The organism is Sodalinema gerasimenkoae IPPAS B-353 (assembly GCF_009846485.1).
Taxonomy (GTDB): domain Bacteria; phylum Cyanobacteriota; class Cyanobacteriia; order Cyanobacteriales; family Geitlerinemataceae; genus Sodalinema; species Sodalinema gerasimenkoae.
This window is the reverse complement of record NZ_ML776472.1, coordinates 2,493,467-2,510,269: the sequence shown is the minus strand read 5'-3', so window position 1 is coordinate 2,510,269 and position 16,803 is coordinate 2,493,467. Positions and strand designations below refer to the sequence as shown.

Genomic DNA, 16,803 nt, shown 5'->3' with positions numbered 1-16,803 from the left:
AATGATGCTACAAACTGGGTTTGACGAGCCGAGTCGCTGTGAACTTGTTTCTATTGTAACGTTTTGTTACATCCTGAGCAGCTAAGGGCTGTCGCGTTCCCCGCCCTAAGGGGTACGGTCTTTTACACTATCGCCAAGATTCTCATCAAGAGGATGCCAGTAAGACGCTTCGGGGAGTCGCTGTCACAGAGACAGGGATGACGTTATCTATGCCTTATAGTAAGGGGCGATCGCCCCCAGACGCATCCCCCGAGGGGCAGAACTCATAAAACACTGCCCCATCTCTAAGAATGGCTCGAAATCCCTCGATTGAGCTAGTTAAGGTTTCACTCGCTCCCAATACCAAATACCCCTGGGGTTTGAAAATCGGCTGTAGCCGGTTCACCAGTTGGGTTCGTTGGGAAACCTCAAAATAAATCAAGAGATTTCGTAAGAAGACCAGATCCATTTGAGGCAGAGGTGGCAGGGGTTGACGCAGATCAATGCGGCGAAACTGCACCATGAGACGGATTTCATCGCAGATCACCCAATGGTTGCCCTGACGGTGGAAATAACGGTCACGAAAACGCTTGGGCAGGCGACGTTTAATGTCTAAGTCACTATAAACTCCTGAACGAGCCTGATGCAGAACCTCGTCAGAGATATCACTAGCGAGAATCTGGATTGTCCATCGGTCTACCATCAGAGGAAAGGCATCATCGAGCAACATCGCTAAGCTGTAGGCTTCTTGGCCCCGAGAACAGGCCGCAGACCAGATGTTGAGCTGTTGTTGTTGATAATTGCGACGGAGTAATTCTGGAAAAATTTGCTTACGGAGGCCCTCAAATACCTTAATATCCCGAAAAAAGGAGGTTTCAGAAGGAATTTGGGGCATCTGGTTCATGAACATCATGCTCAGACGGCGGATTGAGTTGCGGTAGAGTCTCCCTGATTTGGCTGCCATAGGTAAACCAGCCTGCGGCCAAGGCGAGGCTTAAGGCAGGAATCCACCATAAATTTAACAGCCCAGCCCAGAACCAAAATCGCAGTCGTAAACGCCAGAGAACGGCAAAATATTGGCGGTTATTCACTGCTGGGTGGCGTTTCGCACTATGCCAGTAGTCTTGGCGATGCACCCGGCCATGACAGCGGCGACAAAGAGGAACCACATCCCAGCCGGGGACTTCTCGCCCGGCAATTTTCCCTCGCATATCCCGATAGCGCAGATGATGCACGGCTTCAGCCTTGTGCAACGGATTGAGAATACAGCGGTTGCGGCTGAAACGACGGGTGCGCGCGGCGATGTTATGCCAATTGCCTTGATAGCGGTTTTTAAAGGATTTCTGACGAGAGACGGCCATGGACTGAGAACGACTAAGTGAACCCTGGTGCGGTTCCTAATAGTTAATCATTCTTTGCTCTCCTTTGTACAAGCCCTGAGTTCAGGAAACGTTCCCCGGATAACTCGATCTATGTCGATTGGGAAGTTAGCGCTGATCTAAATCACACCAAAAACTGAGTTTTTAGGACATATTAAGTTTGCGGTAATCCTCTAAGAACTTCTGTTTGCAGGTGTTGCAAATGAAGAAAAACAAGACTCTGGCATTCTGGATTATTGTTCTAATCTTGCGATACCTAAAGATAAGACCCCCGAGCGTTCTGTTAACGACTGATGAATATCACTTTAAACTTTGTCGATACTGCTAACTTGTCTGCGATTGGCTCCCAATATGCTAATCAAGGGTTGGTTTTTTCAGAAAATGCGATCGCTGTCCGTAGCCGCCAATTGGGTGGACAGGGTAACTTTACCGCCAATGGCACGGATTGCACCCTTGTTACCTATAGCCAGGGTGAGGCAATTGAAGTTGGCTTGGCGGATACTGTTCCGGCTATGATGGCAGCAGAGTTGACCCTTCGCTATACTTCACCGCATTTGGATCACAGGGTTCAAGTTCTTGACGGGGAAGGGAACGTTATTGATGACTTTCAACTTCCGAAAACTCCTGTGGATTTGCAACAGGGGGGCAGGTTTGATAATTTACAAACCATAACATTCAGGATAACGGGCGAGGCCCAATCATTCTTAATTGGTAGTTTTGCAAATCAATTGGGAATTGATGAAATTGGGCTGAATGTCATATTTCCTGAACCTCCATTGCAGCCGGAGCCGCAACCGGAGCCAGAACTGGGGACTGAACCCGAACCTGAACCTGAGTCGGAGCCTGAACCTGAACCTGAGTCTGGATTAGAGCCTGAGCCTGCACCCGAATCGGAACCTGAACCTGAACCTGAACCTGAACCTGAACCTGAATCGGAGCCTGAACCTGAATCGGAGCCTGAACTTGAGTCTGGATTAGAACCTGAACCCGAACCCGAACCTGAGTCTGGATTAGAACCCGAATCGGAACTTGAGTCTGAACCCGAATCCGAACCCGAACCTGAGTCTGAACCCGAGTCAGAACTCGAATCTGAACCGGAGCCTGAACCTGAGTCTGAACCCGAGTCAGAACTCGAATCTGAACCGGAGCCTGAACCGGAGCCTGAACCGGAGCCTGAACCGGAGCCTGAACCGGAGCCTGAACCTGAACTGGTTAATCCGATCGCAGAACATGACACCGTAACTGGAGAGACTCTGATTGGAACGGCTGGCGATGATACGTTGGTATACGGAGAAAGCGATCGCCTCTTGGTTGATACGGCCGATCTACTAGCCAACGATAGCGATCCGAACGATGAGGCGTTCAACATCATCGACGTTGGCGAGGCGGTTCATGGGGATGTGTTGTATGACAATGAGGAGATCATCTTTATCCCCAATGAAAGCTTTATGACTGAAGGCTCTGGAGCGTTTAACTACACCATTCGTAATGAACAAGGGGGAACGGCGATCGCCACAGCAACTGTTCTCGATACCCTTCCCCAGGTATTGGATGGACGAGGCGGGGCGAATACTCTGGAACTAACGAGTGAGATGATCGTGGATTTAGGGGAGGCTGATGACCAGACTCCTGAGGATACCTTAACAGTCCTCAATTTCACTCATGTTATTGGGTCTTCTGGAGACGATAGTTTGCATGGTAATAACAACGATAATCTACTCATCGGCGGCGAGGGAGACGATACTATCATCGGAAGTGGGGGGGACAATACCCTCGTTGGTGTGGATGGAACCAATGTTCTGATTGGGGGAGATGGCGATGACCTGATTATTGCTGGCACCCAAGATCTCGTCAGTGGGGGGGAAGGTGTCGATACTCTCCTCATCGATGGCAATGAGGATGTTGTGGTGGAGATGCCTGATGATATCGAGGTCTTAATTACTGGGGAGGGCGATGACAGCCTGATTGGAACCCCAGGCTCTGACTCAATTATCTCCGCCGGAGGCAACAATACATTAGATGGAGGGGGAGGTGGTGACTTCTTTATGGGGGGACCTGGAGGTGATGTCATCATTGCGGCGGATGGCCCCGATACATTCGCGTTCCAAGATCCCACTGATGGCCCCGATACACTGCTGAATCAGAACCTGCTGCCTTTGATTGGATTTACGAACGATGATGTGATTCTGGTCTCCGCTGACGGCTTTGGTGGGGATCTCACGCCAGGTGTTCTCCCTTCTGAGCAATTCACCGTAGGAAACAGTGCCTCTGCTCCAAATCATCGCTTTATCTTGCATAAGCCACTTCTGGGTCTCGGCGATGACGTTCTTTACTATGACCCAGATGGTGATGGGCCCGAACCTCAGGTTCCCATTCTCGTTTTCCGGGATTTGACTCTCTTAGACTTTAGTGAAACATCAATTATGGTCTTTTAGGGAAGTTCAACATTAGTGATGCAGAACTCAATTTGCTGTCGAAGTTTTGATGGCAGACTCGATCGCCTATCTTTGGGTCTTAACACGTCCTGCAACATTCAGCTTAAGTTGTGAAACGTAAGGAAAGGGTAGAGTAAATTCCACTAAAGATTACTTAGGTTTACCCCCATGCTAAACTTTAAATAGTTCGGCTTGTCCTCTTTACACTTTAAGTCCGATGGATGTTCAACTTAACTTTTCAGATGTTGTGGATTTGGCCGCGATCGGGACTCGGTATGCCGGTCAGGGGTTGACATTCTCGGGAAATGCGATCGGCCTGCGCAGTCGTAATGAGGGGGGACGGGGTAACTTCACTCAGCCGGCCAACCCAACCCTGATGACCTATACCGGAGATGAGGCCATCCAAGTTGGGATTTTGGAGACGCTTCCGGCGATCGTCTCAGCACAACTAACGCTGCGTTATACATCTCCCCATCTTGACCATGCTATTCAAGTTTTGGATAGCAATGGAGTGGTTATTGAGAGTTTTGTTTTACCTAAAACTTCGATTAACTTTGCCGTTGGCGGTGAGTTTGATAGCTTCGAGACGATTACCTTTGAGTTTAATGGTGATGGGCGATCGCTCCAAATTGGCAGTTTTGCAAATCAGTTAGGAATTGATGAGTTTGCTCTCAATGTAACCTTTGCCGAACCCGAACCTGAGCCAGAGCCGGAACCCGAACCCGAACCCGAACCTGAGCCAGAGCCGGAACCCGAACCCGAACCTGAACCTGAGCCAGAGCCGGAACCCGAACCCGAACCTGAACCTGAGCCGGAACCAGAGCCGGAACCCGAACCTGAGCCGGAACCTGAACCTGAGCCGGAACCCGAACCTGAGCCGGAACCCGAACCCGAACCCGAGCCGGAACCTGAACCCGAGCCGGAACCCGAACCTGAGCCGGACAATCCGATCGCAGAAAACGACACCGTTACCCCTGACACCATCGTAGGAACACCTAATGATGACACCCTGACCTATGGTGAAGTTGATAGGATTTTAGTTAACCCGCAGGAGTTATTAGACAATGACAGCGACCCTCAGAGTGAGATATTAACCCTATTTGGAGTCTCTGAAGCTGTGAACGGGGCTGTATCCCTAGAAGATGATGAGATTATTTTTGTGCCAGATGAGGGATTTTTTAGTGGGAATGTCGGAGAGTTTCAATACACCATCATTAACGAAAGTGAGGGAACTGCAACGGCAACGGTAACGGTTCTCAATGCCCCACCTCAAGTGATTGATGGTCGCGGAGGAAATAATACTCTGCTTCTCAATGAGCCAGTTGTTGTCGATTTGAGCCGAGCAGCAGACCAAACCCTCGACGACACCATTACCATCCTCAACTTTAATAATGTCTTTGGTTCTCCAGGTAATGATACCCTGAGTGGCAATCAGAACTCGAACCTGCTAATCGGGAATGAAGGGGATGATTATCTGGTAGGTGTTGCCGGTAATAACACCTTGATTGGAGGAGATGGCACAAATACCATTCAGGGTGGGGATGATGATGACCTGATTATTGCTAGCCCTGAAGATTTCGTGAGTGGGGGCAATGGCATTGATACATGGCTTATTGAGAGTGACAATAATCTGTCTGTCTTCATGCCGGATGATGTGGAAGTCCTCATTACCGGTAAGGGGGATAATCTGATAACAGGAAGTCCAGAACAAGACTCTCTGATTTCAACTGGGGGACAAAATACCATGAAGGGAGGAGGGAATGACGGTAACTTCTTCTCCGGTGGTCCTGGGGCAGATCTCATCTTTGGCGGCGTTGGCCCAGATAGTATTGTCTTCAATGATCCGAATGAAGGAATAGATACCTTGGTGGACTTCGATGTCGATGATTTGATTTTGATTTCTGCCGATGGATTCGGCGGTGGACTAACTCCCGGACCGGTTTCGCAAGAGCAATTTGTCTTTGATTTTAGTGCATCAACGGATGAACATCGCTTTATCTTGCAACTAGAGTCTGATGGAGGGCTTCTCTTCTATGATCCCGATGGCGATGGTCCGGAGCCTCAGATCCCATTAGCATTTTTAGACAACCCGGCTGTTACCTCCTTTTTCAACGAAGACAACATTATTATCTTTTAAATTGGACTTTAGTTTTCCGAGGCTGGAGCTTCCGGGAAAGCGTCGGGAGAGTCCTCTTGGGGTCGCATTTGTTGGTACGCCAGCACAAAAACCCCCACTCCTAAAACAATCATCAGGATCACTCCTAACCAAGTTGGCCAAGCTGGGCGGCGACGACGACGGCGACCGACTGAACCGGGAACATCGGTGGCTTGGTCATATAACAAGGCTTTGGAGGCTTCCGAAAACTCTGACTCTGGGGGAGTCTGGCCGAAATCTGGGTTGGTTTCAACCGGGTCAATGGGTTTACGTGGTGGCGGAGAGACGCGACAGAGCATCATGACCACGGAGGTATTGTCATGACCGTTTTGTTCGTTGGCCAGTTGAATCCAGGCTTGCACGGCATCTTCTAAGGGACAATCTCCCGCTAAGATAGCCGGGGCCACCTGTTGCCAGGACTTCTCGACCCAATCTTCATCGCTGAGGCCATCGGAACACAGCAGCAAAATTCCATCCTCTTCAATGACAAATCGCTGAATCGAGGGATGGATAAATTCACTGTCTCGGGTTCCCAGGGCCTGAGTCAGAGCGCCAGCATCCATCCGTTGCGAGGCTTCCCGTGCGAAACTGCGACCAAATTCGACTTCGCGATGGGCTACGTCATCGTCAACGGTGAGTTGTTGACAGTAGTGGGCGGTGAGCCAGTAGGCGCGACTATCGCCGATGTTCACCAGATATAATTCATGGCTGTTGGGGCGCACTACTCCTGAGTCATTGCGTAGACGCTGTCCCAGTTGCCAGGCGAGAACCAGGGTGGTTCCCATGCGTTGGCGGGCTTCGCGCTCTTGGCTATCGTTTTGATGGGCAATGGTGTTGTTGGCGACGCGAACCAGGGCGGCCAGTTGGTCTGAGATGACCTGTGGCGGTAGGGGGTTGGCTTCGTGTTGGATAGATTTGCCGAGTTCTCGGACTTGCAAGGTGAGGGTTCGCACGGCGGTTTGACTGGCCACTTCTCCGCCGTCATGACCGCCGACGCCGTCGCAGAGGATAGCGAGGTCTCGAACATAACCCTCAGGATCGTTAAGATCTCTGGCGGTGGGGTAACATGTCGCAGAGGATAGCGAGGTCTCGAACATAACCCTCAGGATCGTTAAGATCTCTGGCGGTGGGGTAACAGGCATCCTCATTGTGCGATCGCAGGGGACCGGGATCGCTGGCTCCATACATCTCTAGCAGCAGGGGTCGTTGCATCCTCATTGTGCGATCGCAGGGGACCGGGATCGCTGGCTCCATACATCTCTAGCAGCAGGGGTCGTTCGGCGGCCAGTTCTAGGAGCAGTTGATTGAGGCTTTCTGCGATGTTAGGTAAGGATTCCCCGTCACGCATCCGCTGGCAGATTTGCATCATCGGTTCAGCGACAATGGCTGAGGAGCCACTGAGCCAATTGCTCCAGTGATAGCCTAAGTCGGTCAACTGATGGCCCGTGTTGCCACTGTGGAGTTGTAGCAACCAGACGCGCCAGCCTTGAACCCGCAGGTTTTCTGGGTTGAGGAGGCTGGCGGCGACCCCTTGCTCATCTAGGATGGGCCAGAGTTGCAAACTTTGCCAGAGCCAATAGACCTGACGCACTGCTGGGGCGTTGGTCCAGGCTTCCCGTAGGCTGGGATAAAGTTGGCCCTGGGGAGTGATGGGGGCGTTGTCTAGAAGTAAAACTGGGTCGCTGGAGCTGTTATCTTGGGGACAAAAGCCGTAAATTTGCGGTACATGAAGACTCTGACGCACCAGCCGCAGGTAGGGAAGATGGCTGAGGCTAATTTCGGCTGGCAACTCGGGGGCCCGATCGGGGTGGCGATCGCGCCAGATTTGGGGCTGAACGACCTCATAGCGATCGCCGAGGGTTTCCCCCACCGGAATCTGAGCAGCCAATTGCCCCACGGCCCAAAGATAGTGGGGTAGAGTGGTCTCGGAGGGGTCAATGCGGTTAGCAAATTCGCGGAAGAGCACGTCGGTCTATCCTCTTAAACATCCTCAGGGGAAGCAACTGCAAGCCACCGGAGCGGCTTCTCGGGGCCATGAATCAGTTTCAGTATAGTGCCTCTCTCAACCAAAACGAGCGTTAAAGGACAATTAAGGAAACTCCCGAGTTGAGGATTCCTTGCCTATGATGGAAGAGGATGGCAGTTCTGTTCTTCCGTCCCTGTTCCCTCTTGACATAATCTATGGGTTTCCCGACATCTATGGAGAGCTTCACCGTACTCTGGCTGGGACTCGGCATCCTGTTTTGTCTCATGGAGTTGTTCCTACCGACAGCGTTTGTCGAACTCTCCATGGGATTGGCAGCGTTTGTTGTGGCGTTGCTCTCATTGGTGATTCCCCAGCTATCGATTCAGATTTTCCTCTGGATGGTCTTGGCGTTGCTGTTCCTGTTTGCCCTCAAACAGTTTGTTCCCAAGAAAAGTTCTTATATTCTGGCAGAAGCGACGGAGGCCGAAACCCTGACGGCGATCGAGCCAGGAAAAGTGGGACGGGTCTTGTTTGAAGGCAATTCTTGGCAAGCTCGCTGTGAGGGAGACTTTTTAATTCCAGCCCACTCTAAGGCTTTGGTGGTGGGTCGTCAGGGCAATACCTTATTAGTTTTGCCAGAAGACTTTGAGGAGTAATTTGGCATTAAACTAGAAGCGTTAAGCTGAGTTTTACAGCATTTTTAGGAGAAAGTTATGGACGCGTTGTGGACATTCATTATTGTGGTTTTTTTAGGTGGCATGGCGAACAGTTCCGTCAAAATTGTCAACCAAGGGAATGAGGTATTGGTAGAAACCCTCGGAAAATACAGCGGTAAAAAACTTGAGCCGGGCTTGAGTTTCATTATCCCCTTTTTGGATAAAGTTGTTTTCAAAGAAACGATCCGCGAGAAAGTTCTGGATATTCCCGCTCAACCTTGTATCACCTCTGATAACGTGGCCATTTCCGTGGATGCGGTGGTCTATTGGCGCATTATGGATATGGAGAAAGCCTATTACAAGGTTGAAGATTTGAGAAATGCGATGCAGAATTTGGTGTTAACTCAAATTCGCTCGGAAATGGGTAAGCTGGAGTTGGATCAAACCTTCACGGCGCGATCGGAAATCAACGAACTGCTGTTGCGAGAGTTAGATATTTCGACAGACCCCTGGGGGGTGAAAGTGACTCGGGTAGAACTGCGGGACATTATTCCCTCGAAGGCAGTTCAGGATTCGATGGAGTTACAGATGTCGGCGGAACGACGTAAACGGGCGGCGGTGTTGACCTCGGAGGGGGAACGAGAGTCGGCGGTGAACTCCGCTAGAGGACGGGCAGAAGCCCAGGTGTTGGAGGCAGAAGCCAGTCAACGAGCCGAGATTTTGCACGCAGAAGCGCAAAAACAGGCAATTTTGCTGAAAGCTGAAGCGCAACGTCAGGAAAAAGTCTTGAAAGCCCAGGCGACAGCAGAAGCGATGCAAATCCTGGCGAAGACCCTAAAGGTTCATCCCAAAATGGCTGAGTCCCTTCAGTTCTTGTTGGCCCAACAGTATCTGGAAATGGGGTCTGAGATTGGCACCAGTGACAGTAGTAAGGTGATGTTTATGGACCCTCGTAGTATTCCGGCCACTCTGGAGGGAATGAAGTCGATCTTAAGTCAGGAGGAGTTAGAGGCGGTGTCTTCTGAGGAGTTCACGTTAGACTCTTAAGCGAGTTCGTGAACGTTGCAACATAAACTTGTAACATCAACAGAACCGGGGGATAAACTTTATCCCCCGGTTCTGCTTTATATGACTTAAAAAATAGCGTTGGCTGATTGATGAGATTACATCAAGCCAATTTGAGAAAGAATTCCTTGTCCGGTCAGGACTTCAGTGGCGATGCCGATGACAAAGCCGAGCATCGCTAGACGACCGTTCCAGGTTTCTGCGAATTGAGTAAAGCCGAGTTTAGTGTCTTGGTTTTCCATGATTGGTATCTCCGTGAGTGAGGTTGGCGATTGAGCGTAATGTAGGCGTTTGAGGCGATTACATTAAGCCAATTTGAGAGAGAATCCCTTGTCCGGTCAGGATTTCGGTGGCGATGCCGATGACAAAGCCGAGCATCGCTAGACGACCGTTCCAGGTTTCTGCGAATTGAGTAAAGCCGAGTTTGGTGTCTTGATTTTCCATGGTTAGTATCTCCTTGCCTTGGCTGCTTCTTTTCAAAAGTTAACACAACCAACTAGGAGTTGCAACGTTTTATTAAAAAAAGTTGACAACAAGGTGATGTATTATACAAATCTTTGTTGTCAAGTCAAGCGGATAGAGAAAAAACCGTCCTTCGAGAGAGGTTGGGGGGTTCGGTGGGAGGAGTTTAGGCAGCGATCGCCCCAAACTCGACCCCTCGCCGTTTTAGCCACTGACGGTAGGCGATAGAGGCGCGATCGCTGGGGAGATGTCCCTCTTGGGAGAGTGTGAGGGGGAGGCGTTTGGGCTGTTGAGACTCTACTATCGGAATATCTTGGCGAACGACGCGATCTTGAAAGCTATGAAGTTCGGCTTGGGGGACTTCTGAGCCGTAGTTCATGGCGATCCACATCCAACCTATAGCCAGTTCCGGTTCTAAGGGACAGATGGCGAAGAAGATGCTGAGGCGGCGATCGCCCGAGAGTTTTTCGAACCAGGCACACAGAGGGGTCGGTGCGTGGTAGTTATAGGTCACCTGGGCCCCTTCTGCGGTTCCGTCGGGGTTAGGTTGCCAAATTTGTACATCTTTAATGAATAATCCCTGCTCATTCCAGTCAGCCTGATACTCGGGGACTTCTGTGTGGTGGCGATCGCCGAGTAAACCATCATGGATGAAGGGGAAGTGAGAGACATCGAGGAAGTTTTCCATCACCCGTAGGGGACTGGCCTGAAAGCGATAGGCCCCACAAAGGAATTTACGGTAGTTCAGGTCACTCCATTCTGGGAAACTGGGGATGGTTTGGGGGTCTGCATCAGGGTTGAGGGATAGCCAGACTAAACCATAGCGAAGTTCGGCGGGGTAACCGGAGAGGGCCAGTTGGGGGGAGGGAGTCCATCCAGGGACAGCGGGAACTTCGACGCAACGTCCTTGACTATTAAACACCAGTCCATGATAGGGGCAACGGAGTCCTCCCTCTTCCACGGTTCCCCCGGAGAGACGAACCCCACGATGGGGACAGCGATCGTCCCAGGCCAGGATGCGATCGCCGCATCGCCAAATAACGAACTCCCGTTCGAGGAGTTTCACGGAACGGACTGTACCGGGTTCGATGGCTTCGGCGACGGGGTGCCAATCTCGATGAAGCATGATAATGGGAGCTATAGGTTAGGTCGATAATAATCATCATAAACGGTTGAGTAGCTATAGGTTAGGTCGATAATGATCATCATAAACGGTTGAGTCGATATGAAGACATTACGGGAGTTGGGACGCTTAGGATTGTAATTAGGGATAACATCAGTCATTACTAAACCTTACACTTCGTTATTTGGGTTGCGAATGACATCACGAACAGTTATGCCTAAACGAGTGGTACGACTGATAAACCCTAAACAAATATGGGTGTCAAGCAAAATCATCATGTTCCCTCGAAAGCATTGATGATGTTATCAATTTCTATTACATCAAGTTGGGCTTGAACCGCGAGCTGGTTCTATGTTAACTAGGATTTTAGGTGAACTAAGTCTGAGATTGATGATAATTGGCGTAAGAGAGACTATCTGGCAAGGGAAAAGACTGCTCACTGTAGTAAAATACAGTCTAAGTCAGATTGGCTAAGTCAGATTGGCTCGATAAAGTGAGGGATTGAGTAATGCTTGCTGATATTCTAATGTTAGTGGCTGGTGCGGGATTAGGAGAAATTACTGGTGAAGTCCGCCAGTGGGCGCAGCAGAAGGCGGGTGAAGGAAATCACGATATTGAAAAGGCACTCCTCAAAGCTCATCAGCGCATTCTCAAGGATATTTGTAGCTGTTGTCAGGATGCACCAGGCTGGAACTCGCATCGGCACATTGTCATCGCACGAATTGGGCAAATCAAGGATGATGGACAACAAATATTAACACTGGTGGAAGGGGGACAGTCTCCCGGAATTGAGGGAAGTTTGCAGCCGTATCAACAGAGGGCGATCGCATCTCAGTTAATGCAGCAGTTGGAACGGGAACACCACTGGCTACGAGAAGCCCCTCCCGTTTTAATTAACACGTTTCGGAATTTATATCTACCGGGATTAGTGCACTATTTTCGCTTAGAAATTAAGTATAATTCCGTTGTCTTTAATACCCTAACTCATGATTTACTGAGTCAAATTGGAGGGCGAGTCGTCAACATTGATGAAGAACTCCAGAAGATTCGAGGGAGAATTGATGAGGGGGTAGATACCTTTATCGAGTCTTGTCAAGGACTTGACCAGCGGTTTAATCAATTGCTAGATACCTTAAAAAGCACGCCTCCAGTTCCGGCAGACTTTGCCGCTTTTATTGGAGACAAGACTCAAGAATTTTGGGGCAGAGGATTTGTATTTGAGGCGATTGATACATTTGTCCAGACGCAAGCCAAGGGTTATTTCATTCTAGAAGCCGATCCAGGAGTGGGCAAAAGTGCTTTGTTAGCGCGATATGTGCAGCAAACAGGATGTCTGGCTTATTTTAAATCCTGTCGGAAAACCGCACCAGTACCGAAGATTTCTTGAAAAGTATTTGCGCTCAACTGATTGAACGCTATGGGTTAGCCTATGACTTACCCCTGCATCCTGACAATATACAAAATGGCAATTTCTTGAGGAAGCTTTTGACCGAAGCAGCGGAAAAAACTGACCGGTTAGTGATTGCGGTGGATGCCTTAGATGAGGTGGATTTGAAAAGCCAAAATTCAGGAGCAAATGTCCTCTATCTGCCTGAGACGTTACCTAATGGGGTTTATTTTATCCTGACCAAACGCCCAGAGTTATTCCCGTTTGTTGTCTCCGCGCCGCAGCAGGAGTTTAATATGATGTCCCCTGACCATTATCAAGCCAATTTAGCAGATATCCGAGGCTTTATTGGCGATCGCAGCCAACGGGACTCTATCCAACGCTGGCTGGCGGGACAAGGGGTGACGGAGGCGGAATTTACTGAGGTTTTGGCGGAGAACAGCGAAACCAATTTTATGTATTTAAAGTATGTTCTCGATGATATTGAAAATGGCAAATATGCAGACTTAGATTTAGGTAATTTGCCCAAAGGTTTGCAGCAATATTATGATCAACATTGGCAGCGTATGGGGATGGTGACGAAGCCGTTACCTCGGATGAAGCTGAAGATTATCTATTTATTGTCCAAAACCTGTAAGCCGGTGTCCTGCGATTTGTTGGCGGATTTTGCTGAGGAAGACCCGTTAATGGTACAGGAGGTTTTGGATGACTGGGAACAGTTTTTGCGCCATCAAATCATAGAAGATGAGGAGGTTTATAGTATTTATCATAAGAGTTTTCAGGATTTTTTGTTTAATAAGAGGACAGTTCAAAAGGCGGGAATCTCTTTACGGGATATTGAACAGGCGATCGCTGATAATTTGTGGGAAGAGTTATATGGAGAAGATGAGGAAAATGCCTAATGTATTGGCTTGGAGGAGGAAATCTCAGCGTAGCCAGCCTAGAGTCCGAATGGGTTAGATGTCCTTATCCCGCGCCCCAACCGAGGAAATTATGAACTTGTCCGACAATATTTAATGTTTTGCCCCGTACTCAGGCAACTAAGACCATTTTGGCTTCAACCCCCAGCAATAACTTATGAACAACTTCAGCCAAAGACTCAACAAACTTTCCCCAGAAAAGCGATGCTATGCCCTGGATACCTTGCCCAGTCATCTCGCCAACACCGCGCAAACTGAGCGGCTACAGCAGTTGCTGACGGATTTTGAATTTATCCAGGTAAAACTGGTGGAGTTGGGGGTGCAAGCCTTAATTGAAGATTACGATTTGGCGATGAGTTCGGATGTCTTGCTGAACCCAGAACAGCGGGAAACCTTGAAATTAATTGCTGGGACATTGCGGCTATCGGTCCATGTTTTAGAATCAGATACAACTCAACTGGCGGGGCAACTTTGGGGGCGGTTGCTGTCTTTTGAGAATCTAGAGATTGTGGCTTTGCTAAAACAGGCAAAACAAACCCAGAAAAAACCCTGGTTTCGCCCCTCACCGCCAGTCTTACACCTCCAGGCGGGCCGCTGATTGGCACCCTCAGTGGGCATAGTAGCTGGGTAAGGGCAGTAGCTATCATCTTCAACGGTAAGCAAGCTATTTCTGCTTCAATGGATAACACGCTTAAAGTATGGGATTTTGCTGCTAAGTTAGAATTGGTCACTCTTACAGGGCATAGCGACTCCGTATGGGCGGTGGCTGTTACGTCTAACGGCAAGCAAGCTGTTTCTGGGTCATCCGATAAAACCTTGAAATTATGGAACTTAACCACGGGGTCAGAATTATTTACTTTAATAGGGCATAGCGACTGGGTAACAGCAGTCGCTATCACCCCGGACGGCAAACAAGCTATTTCTGCATCGAGGGATCATACTCTAAAGATTTGGAATTTAGTCACTGGGTCAGAACTGGCTACCCTTATCGGGCATACTGACTCTGTATGGGCAGTGGCTATCACTCCTGACGGCAAACAAGCTGTTTCCGGGTCTGATGATAACACCCTAAAACTGTGGGATTTGGCCACCGGGTCAGAACTGGCCACTCTGACCGGGCATAGTGACTGGGTAAATGCAGTAGCCATCACTCCTGACGGCAAACAAGCTGTTTCCGCATCAAAAGATAACACCTTAAAACTGTGGGATTTGGCTACTGAGTCAGAACTAGCCACTCTGACCGGGCATAGTGACTGGGTAAATGCAGTAGCCATCACTCCTGACGGCAAACAAGCTGTTTCCGCATCAAAAGATAACACCTTAAAACTGTGGGATTTGGCTACTGAGTCAGAACTAGCCACTCTGACCGGGCATAGTGACTGGGTAAATGCAGTAGCCATCACTCCTGACGGCAAACAAGCTGTTTCCGCATCAAAAGATAACACCTTAAAACTGTGGGATTTGGCTACTGAGTCAGAACTAGCCACTCTGACCGGGCATAGTGACTGGGTAAATGCAGTAGCCATCACTCCTGACGGCAAACAAGCTGTTTCCGCATCAAGAGATAACACTCTGAAGACTTGGGATTTGACTACTGAGTCAGAACTAGCCACTCTGACCGGGCATCGTGATACAGTATGGACAGTGACCATCACTCCTGACGGCAAACAAGCTGTTTCCGCATCAAGAGATAACACCGTGAAAATTTGGGACTTAGCTACCGGGGCGGAAGTCACGACGCTCACTGGGCGTAGTAACTGGATAAATGCAGTAGCTGTGACTCCCGGCAAAAAACAATCAGTTTCTGGGTCTGGTGATAAAACTCTGAAAATATGGGATTTAGAAACCGGATTGAAACTAGAAACTCTTACTGGGCATAGTGACTCTGTATCGTCAGTGGCAATAACTCCTGACAGCAAGCAAGCAGTTTCTGCTTCGTCAGACAAGACCTTAAAAATATGGGATTTACTTACCAGAACAGAACTGGCTACCCTTACCGGGCATAGTGACTCTGTATCGGCAGTGGCAATAACTCCTGACGGCAAGCAAGCAGTTTCTGCTTCGTCAGACAAGACCTTAAAAATATGGGATTTACTTACCAGAACAGAACTGGCTACCCTTACCGGGCATAGTGACTCTGTATCGGCAGTGGCAATAACTCCTGACGGCAAGCAAGCAGTTTCTGCTTCGTCAGACAAGACCTTAAAAATATGGGATTTACTTACCAGAACAGAACTGGCTACCCTTACCGGGCATAGTGACTCTGTATCGGCAGTAGCAATAACTCCTGACGGCAAGCAAGCAGTTTCTGCTTCGTCAGACAAAACTTTGAAAATATGGGATTTACTCACCGGAACAGAACTGGCTACCCTTACCGGACATAGTGAGTCGGTATATGCAGTCGTCATAACTTCTGACGGTAAACAAGTAGTTTCTGCCTCAAGAGATAACACTCTGAAAATTTGGGACGTAACTATCGGATCGGAAGTAGCCACCCTTTCTGGGCATCGTAACGCAGTATGGGGACTAAGCATCACTCCTGATGAAAAATACGTGGTTTCTGCCTCCTCAGATAAGACTCTAAAATTGTGGGATTTAACAGCAGAGAAGATGATTGCGAGTTTTGCTCTTGAGAGTGTCTTACTTTGCTGTGCTATTGCATCCGACGGAGTGACAGTATTAGCAGGTGACATGTTGGGACATGTGAATTTTCTGAGGTTGGAAATGAATACCCCTTTAATCTTGTCTTCTAACGGTTCGAAAAATTCTTTGAATTGACTATCCCAGGGTTGATTCAAGTAAGGGTTTCGGGTACTATTCAAAGAATGAAAACCATAGTTTCTCGGTGGAATTTTAAAGTTTGGGGATTAGTTTTTTGATTTTTTATAAAATAAAAGAGTACTACCATCCTTCTTCGGCATCAATCCTATTTAGATTCAAGCAGAACAATCAGATTATTAACTCATGCAAATTGCAAAACTATCAAAAACAGGAAAAATCGTGATTCCCGTCGAAATGCGGAAAGCCTATGGCTTGGATGAAGAAACAGAAATAATCTTAACTGATACTGGGTAAGGGATTCTAATTCAACCCAAGCGTCCTTTCCCTCCCACAACGTTAGATGAAGTAGCCGGGTGTTTAAACTATCAAGGGCCTCCAAAATCCCTGGAGGATATGGAAACCGCAATTAGCAGAGGAATCCAGGAGCCATGGCATGATTGCGATTGATACAAACATCGCGGTTCGTTTTTTGACTCAAGACGATGAAAGTCAGTA

General features: G+C 48.8%; 13 protein-coding genes and 1 pseudogene. 7 read left to right on the top strand and 7 right to left on the bottom strand.

Annotated elements, in window-relative coordinates; all coding sequences use genetic code 11:
• Positions 1-214: 214 nt before the first annotated feature.
• Positions 215-883 (bottom strand): CheR family methyltransferase, encoded by a 669-nt coding sequence (locus tag L855_RS10990; protein ID WP_159787966.1) that lies wholly within the window; start codon positions 881-883, stop codon positions 215-217.
• Positions 855-1,340 carry a hypothetical protein gene (locus L855_RS10985; protein ID WP_159787964.1) on the bottom strand — a complete coding sequence of 162 codons (486 nt, stop codon included), beginning with the start codon at positions 1,338-1,340 and terminating at the stop codon, positions 855-857. Before L855_RS10985 ends, L855_RS10990 begins: the two co-directional genes overlap by 29 nt.
• A 311-nt stretch (positions 1,341-1,651) precedes the next feature.
• On the opposite strand from L855_RS10985, the gene L855_RS10980 reads away from it, so the two are divergent.
• Positions 1,652-3,793, top strand: coding sequence for a calcium-binding protein (locus tag L855_RS10980; protein ID WP_159787962.1), 2,142 nt, complete (start codon positions 1,652-1,654; stop codon positions 3,791-3,793).
• 217 nt (positions 3,794-4,010) lie between these two features.
• Entirely contained in the window at positions 4,011-5,930 is a 1,920-nt protein-coding gene (locus L855_RS10975; RefSeq protein ID WP_159787960.1) for a calcium-binding protein, read from the top strand.
• Positions 5,931-5,938: 8 nt separating this feature from the next.
• Here L855_RS10975 and L855_RS10970 read toward each other — a convergent pair whose 3' ends face one another.
• Positions 5,939-7,045 carry a PP2C family protein-serine/threonine phosphatase gene (locus tag L855_RS10970; protein ID WP_159787958.1) on the bottom strand — a complete coding sequence of 369 codons (1,107 nt, stop codon included), beginning with the start codon at positions 7,043-7,045 and terminating at the stop codon, positions 5,939-5,941.
• A 47-nt stretch (positions 7,046-7,092) separates the two neighbouring features.
• Positions 7,093-7,914 carry a hypothetical protein gene (locus tag L855_RS10965; protein WP_159787956.1) on the bottom strand — a complete coding sequence of 274 codons (822 nt, stop codon included), beginning with the start codon at positions 7,912-7,914 and terminating at the stop codon, positions 7,093-7,095.
• Positions 7,915-8,147: 233 nt separating this feature from the next.
• Here L855_RS10965 and L855_RS10960 point away from each other — a divergent pair, with 233 nt between their 5' ends.
• Both L855_RS10960 and L855_RS10955 read left to right on the top strand, forming a co-directional pair.
• Complete coding sequence (locus L855_RS10960; RefSeq protein WP_159791074.1) at positions 8,148-8,570, top strand: NfeD family protein; 423 nt, start codon at positions 8,148-8,150, stop codon at positions 8,568-8,570.
• A gap of 57 nt (positions 8,571-8,627) precedes the next feature.
• Entirely contained in the window at positions 8,628-9,617 is a 990-nt protein-coding gene (locus L855_RS10955; RefSeq protein ID WP_159787954.1) for an SPFH domain-containing protein, read from the top strand.
• Between the two features lie 116 nt (positions 9,618-9,733).
• Here L855_RS10955 and L855_RS10950 read toward each other — a convergent pair whose 3' ends face one another.
• The 3 genes from L855_RS10950 to L855_RS10940 all read right to left on the bottom strand — a co-directional run bounded on the left by L855_RS10950 (position 9,734) and on the right by L855_RS10940 (position 11,223).
• Positions 9,734-9,877, bottom strand: a complete 144-nt coding sequence (locus L855_RS10950) for a chlorophyll a/b-binding protein (protein WP_087705175.1) — start codon at positions 9,875-9,877, stop codon at positions 9,734-9,736.
• Between the two features lie 58 nt (positions 9,878-9,935).
• Positions 9,936-10,079 (bottom strand): chlorophyll a/b-binding protein, encoded by a 144-nt coding sequence (locus L855_RS10945; RefSeq protein WP_159787952.1) that lies wholly within the window; start codon positions 10,077-10,079, stop codon positions 9,936-9,938.
• 184 nt (positions 10,080-10,263) lie between these two features.
• A complete protein-coding gene (locus L855_RS10940; protein WP_159787950.1) occupies positions 10,264-11,223 on the bottom strand; it encodes an aromatic ring-hydroxylating dioxygenase subunit alpha in 960 nt (319 codons plus the stop codon).
• A gap of 505 nt (positions 11,224-11,728) precedes the next feature.
• Between L855_RS10940 and L855_RS21860 the strand changes: the two genes are divergently transcribed.
• The 3 genes and pseudogenes from L855_RS21860 (at position 11,729) to L855_RS10930 (ending at position 16,305) form a co-directional block, all read left to right on the top strand.
• A complete protein-coding gene (locus L855_RS21860; RefSeq protein WP_246198814.1) occupies positions 11,729-12,607 on the top strand; it encodes a hypothetical protein in 879 nt (292 codons plus the stop codon).
• A complete protein-coding gene (locus L855_RS21855) occupies positions 12,604-13,509 on the top strand; it encodes an NACHT domain-containing protein (protein ID WP_246198813.1) in 906 nt (301 codons plus the stop codon). The genes L855_RS21860 and L855_RS21855 overlap by 4 nt, the downstream gene beginning before the upstream one ends.
• A gap of 175 nt (positions 13,510-13,684) precedes the next feature.
• Positions 13,685-16,305: pseudogene (locus L855_RS10930) on the top strand (hypothetical protein).
• Positions 16,306-16,803 lie beyond the last annotated feature (498 nt).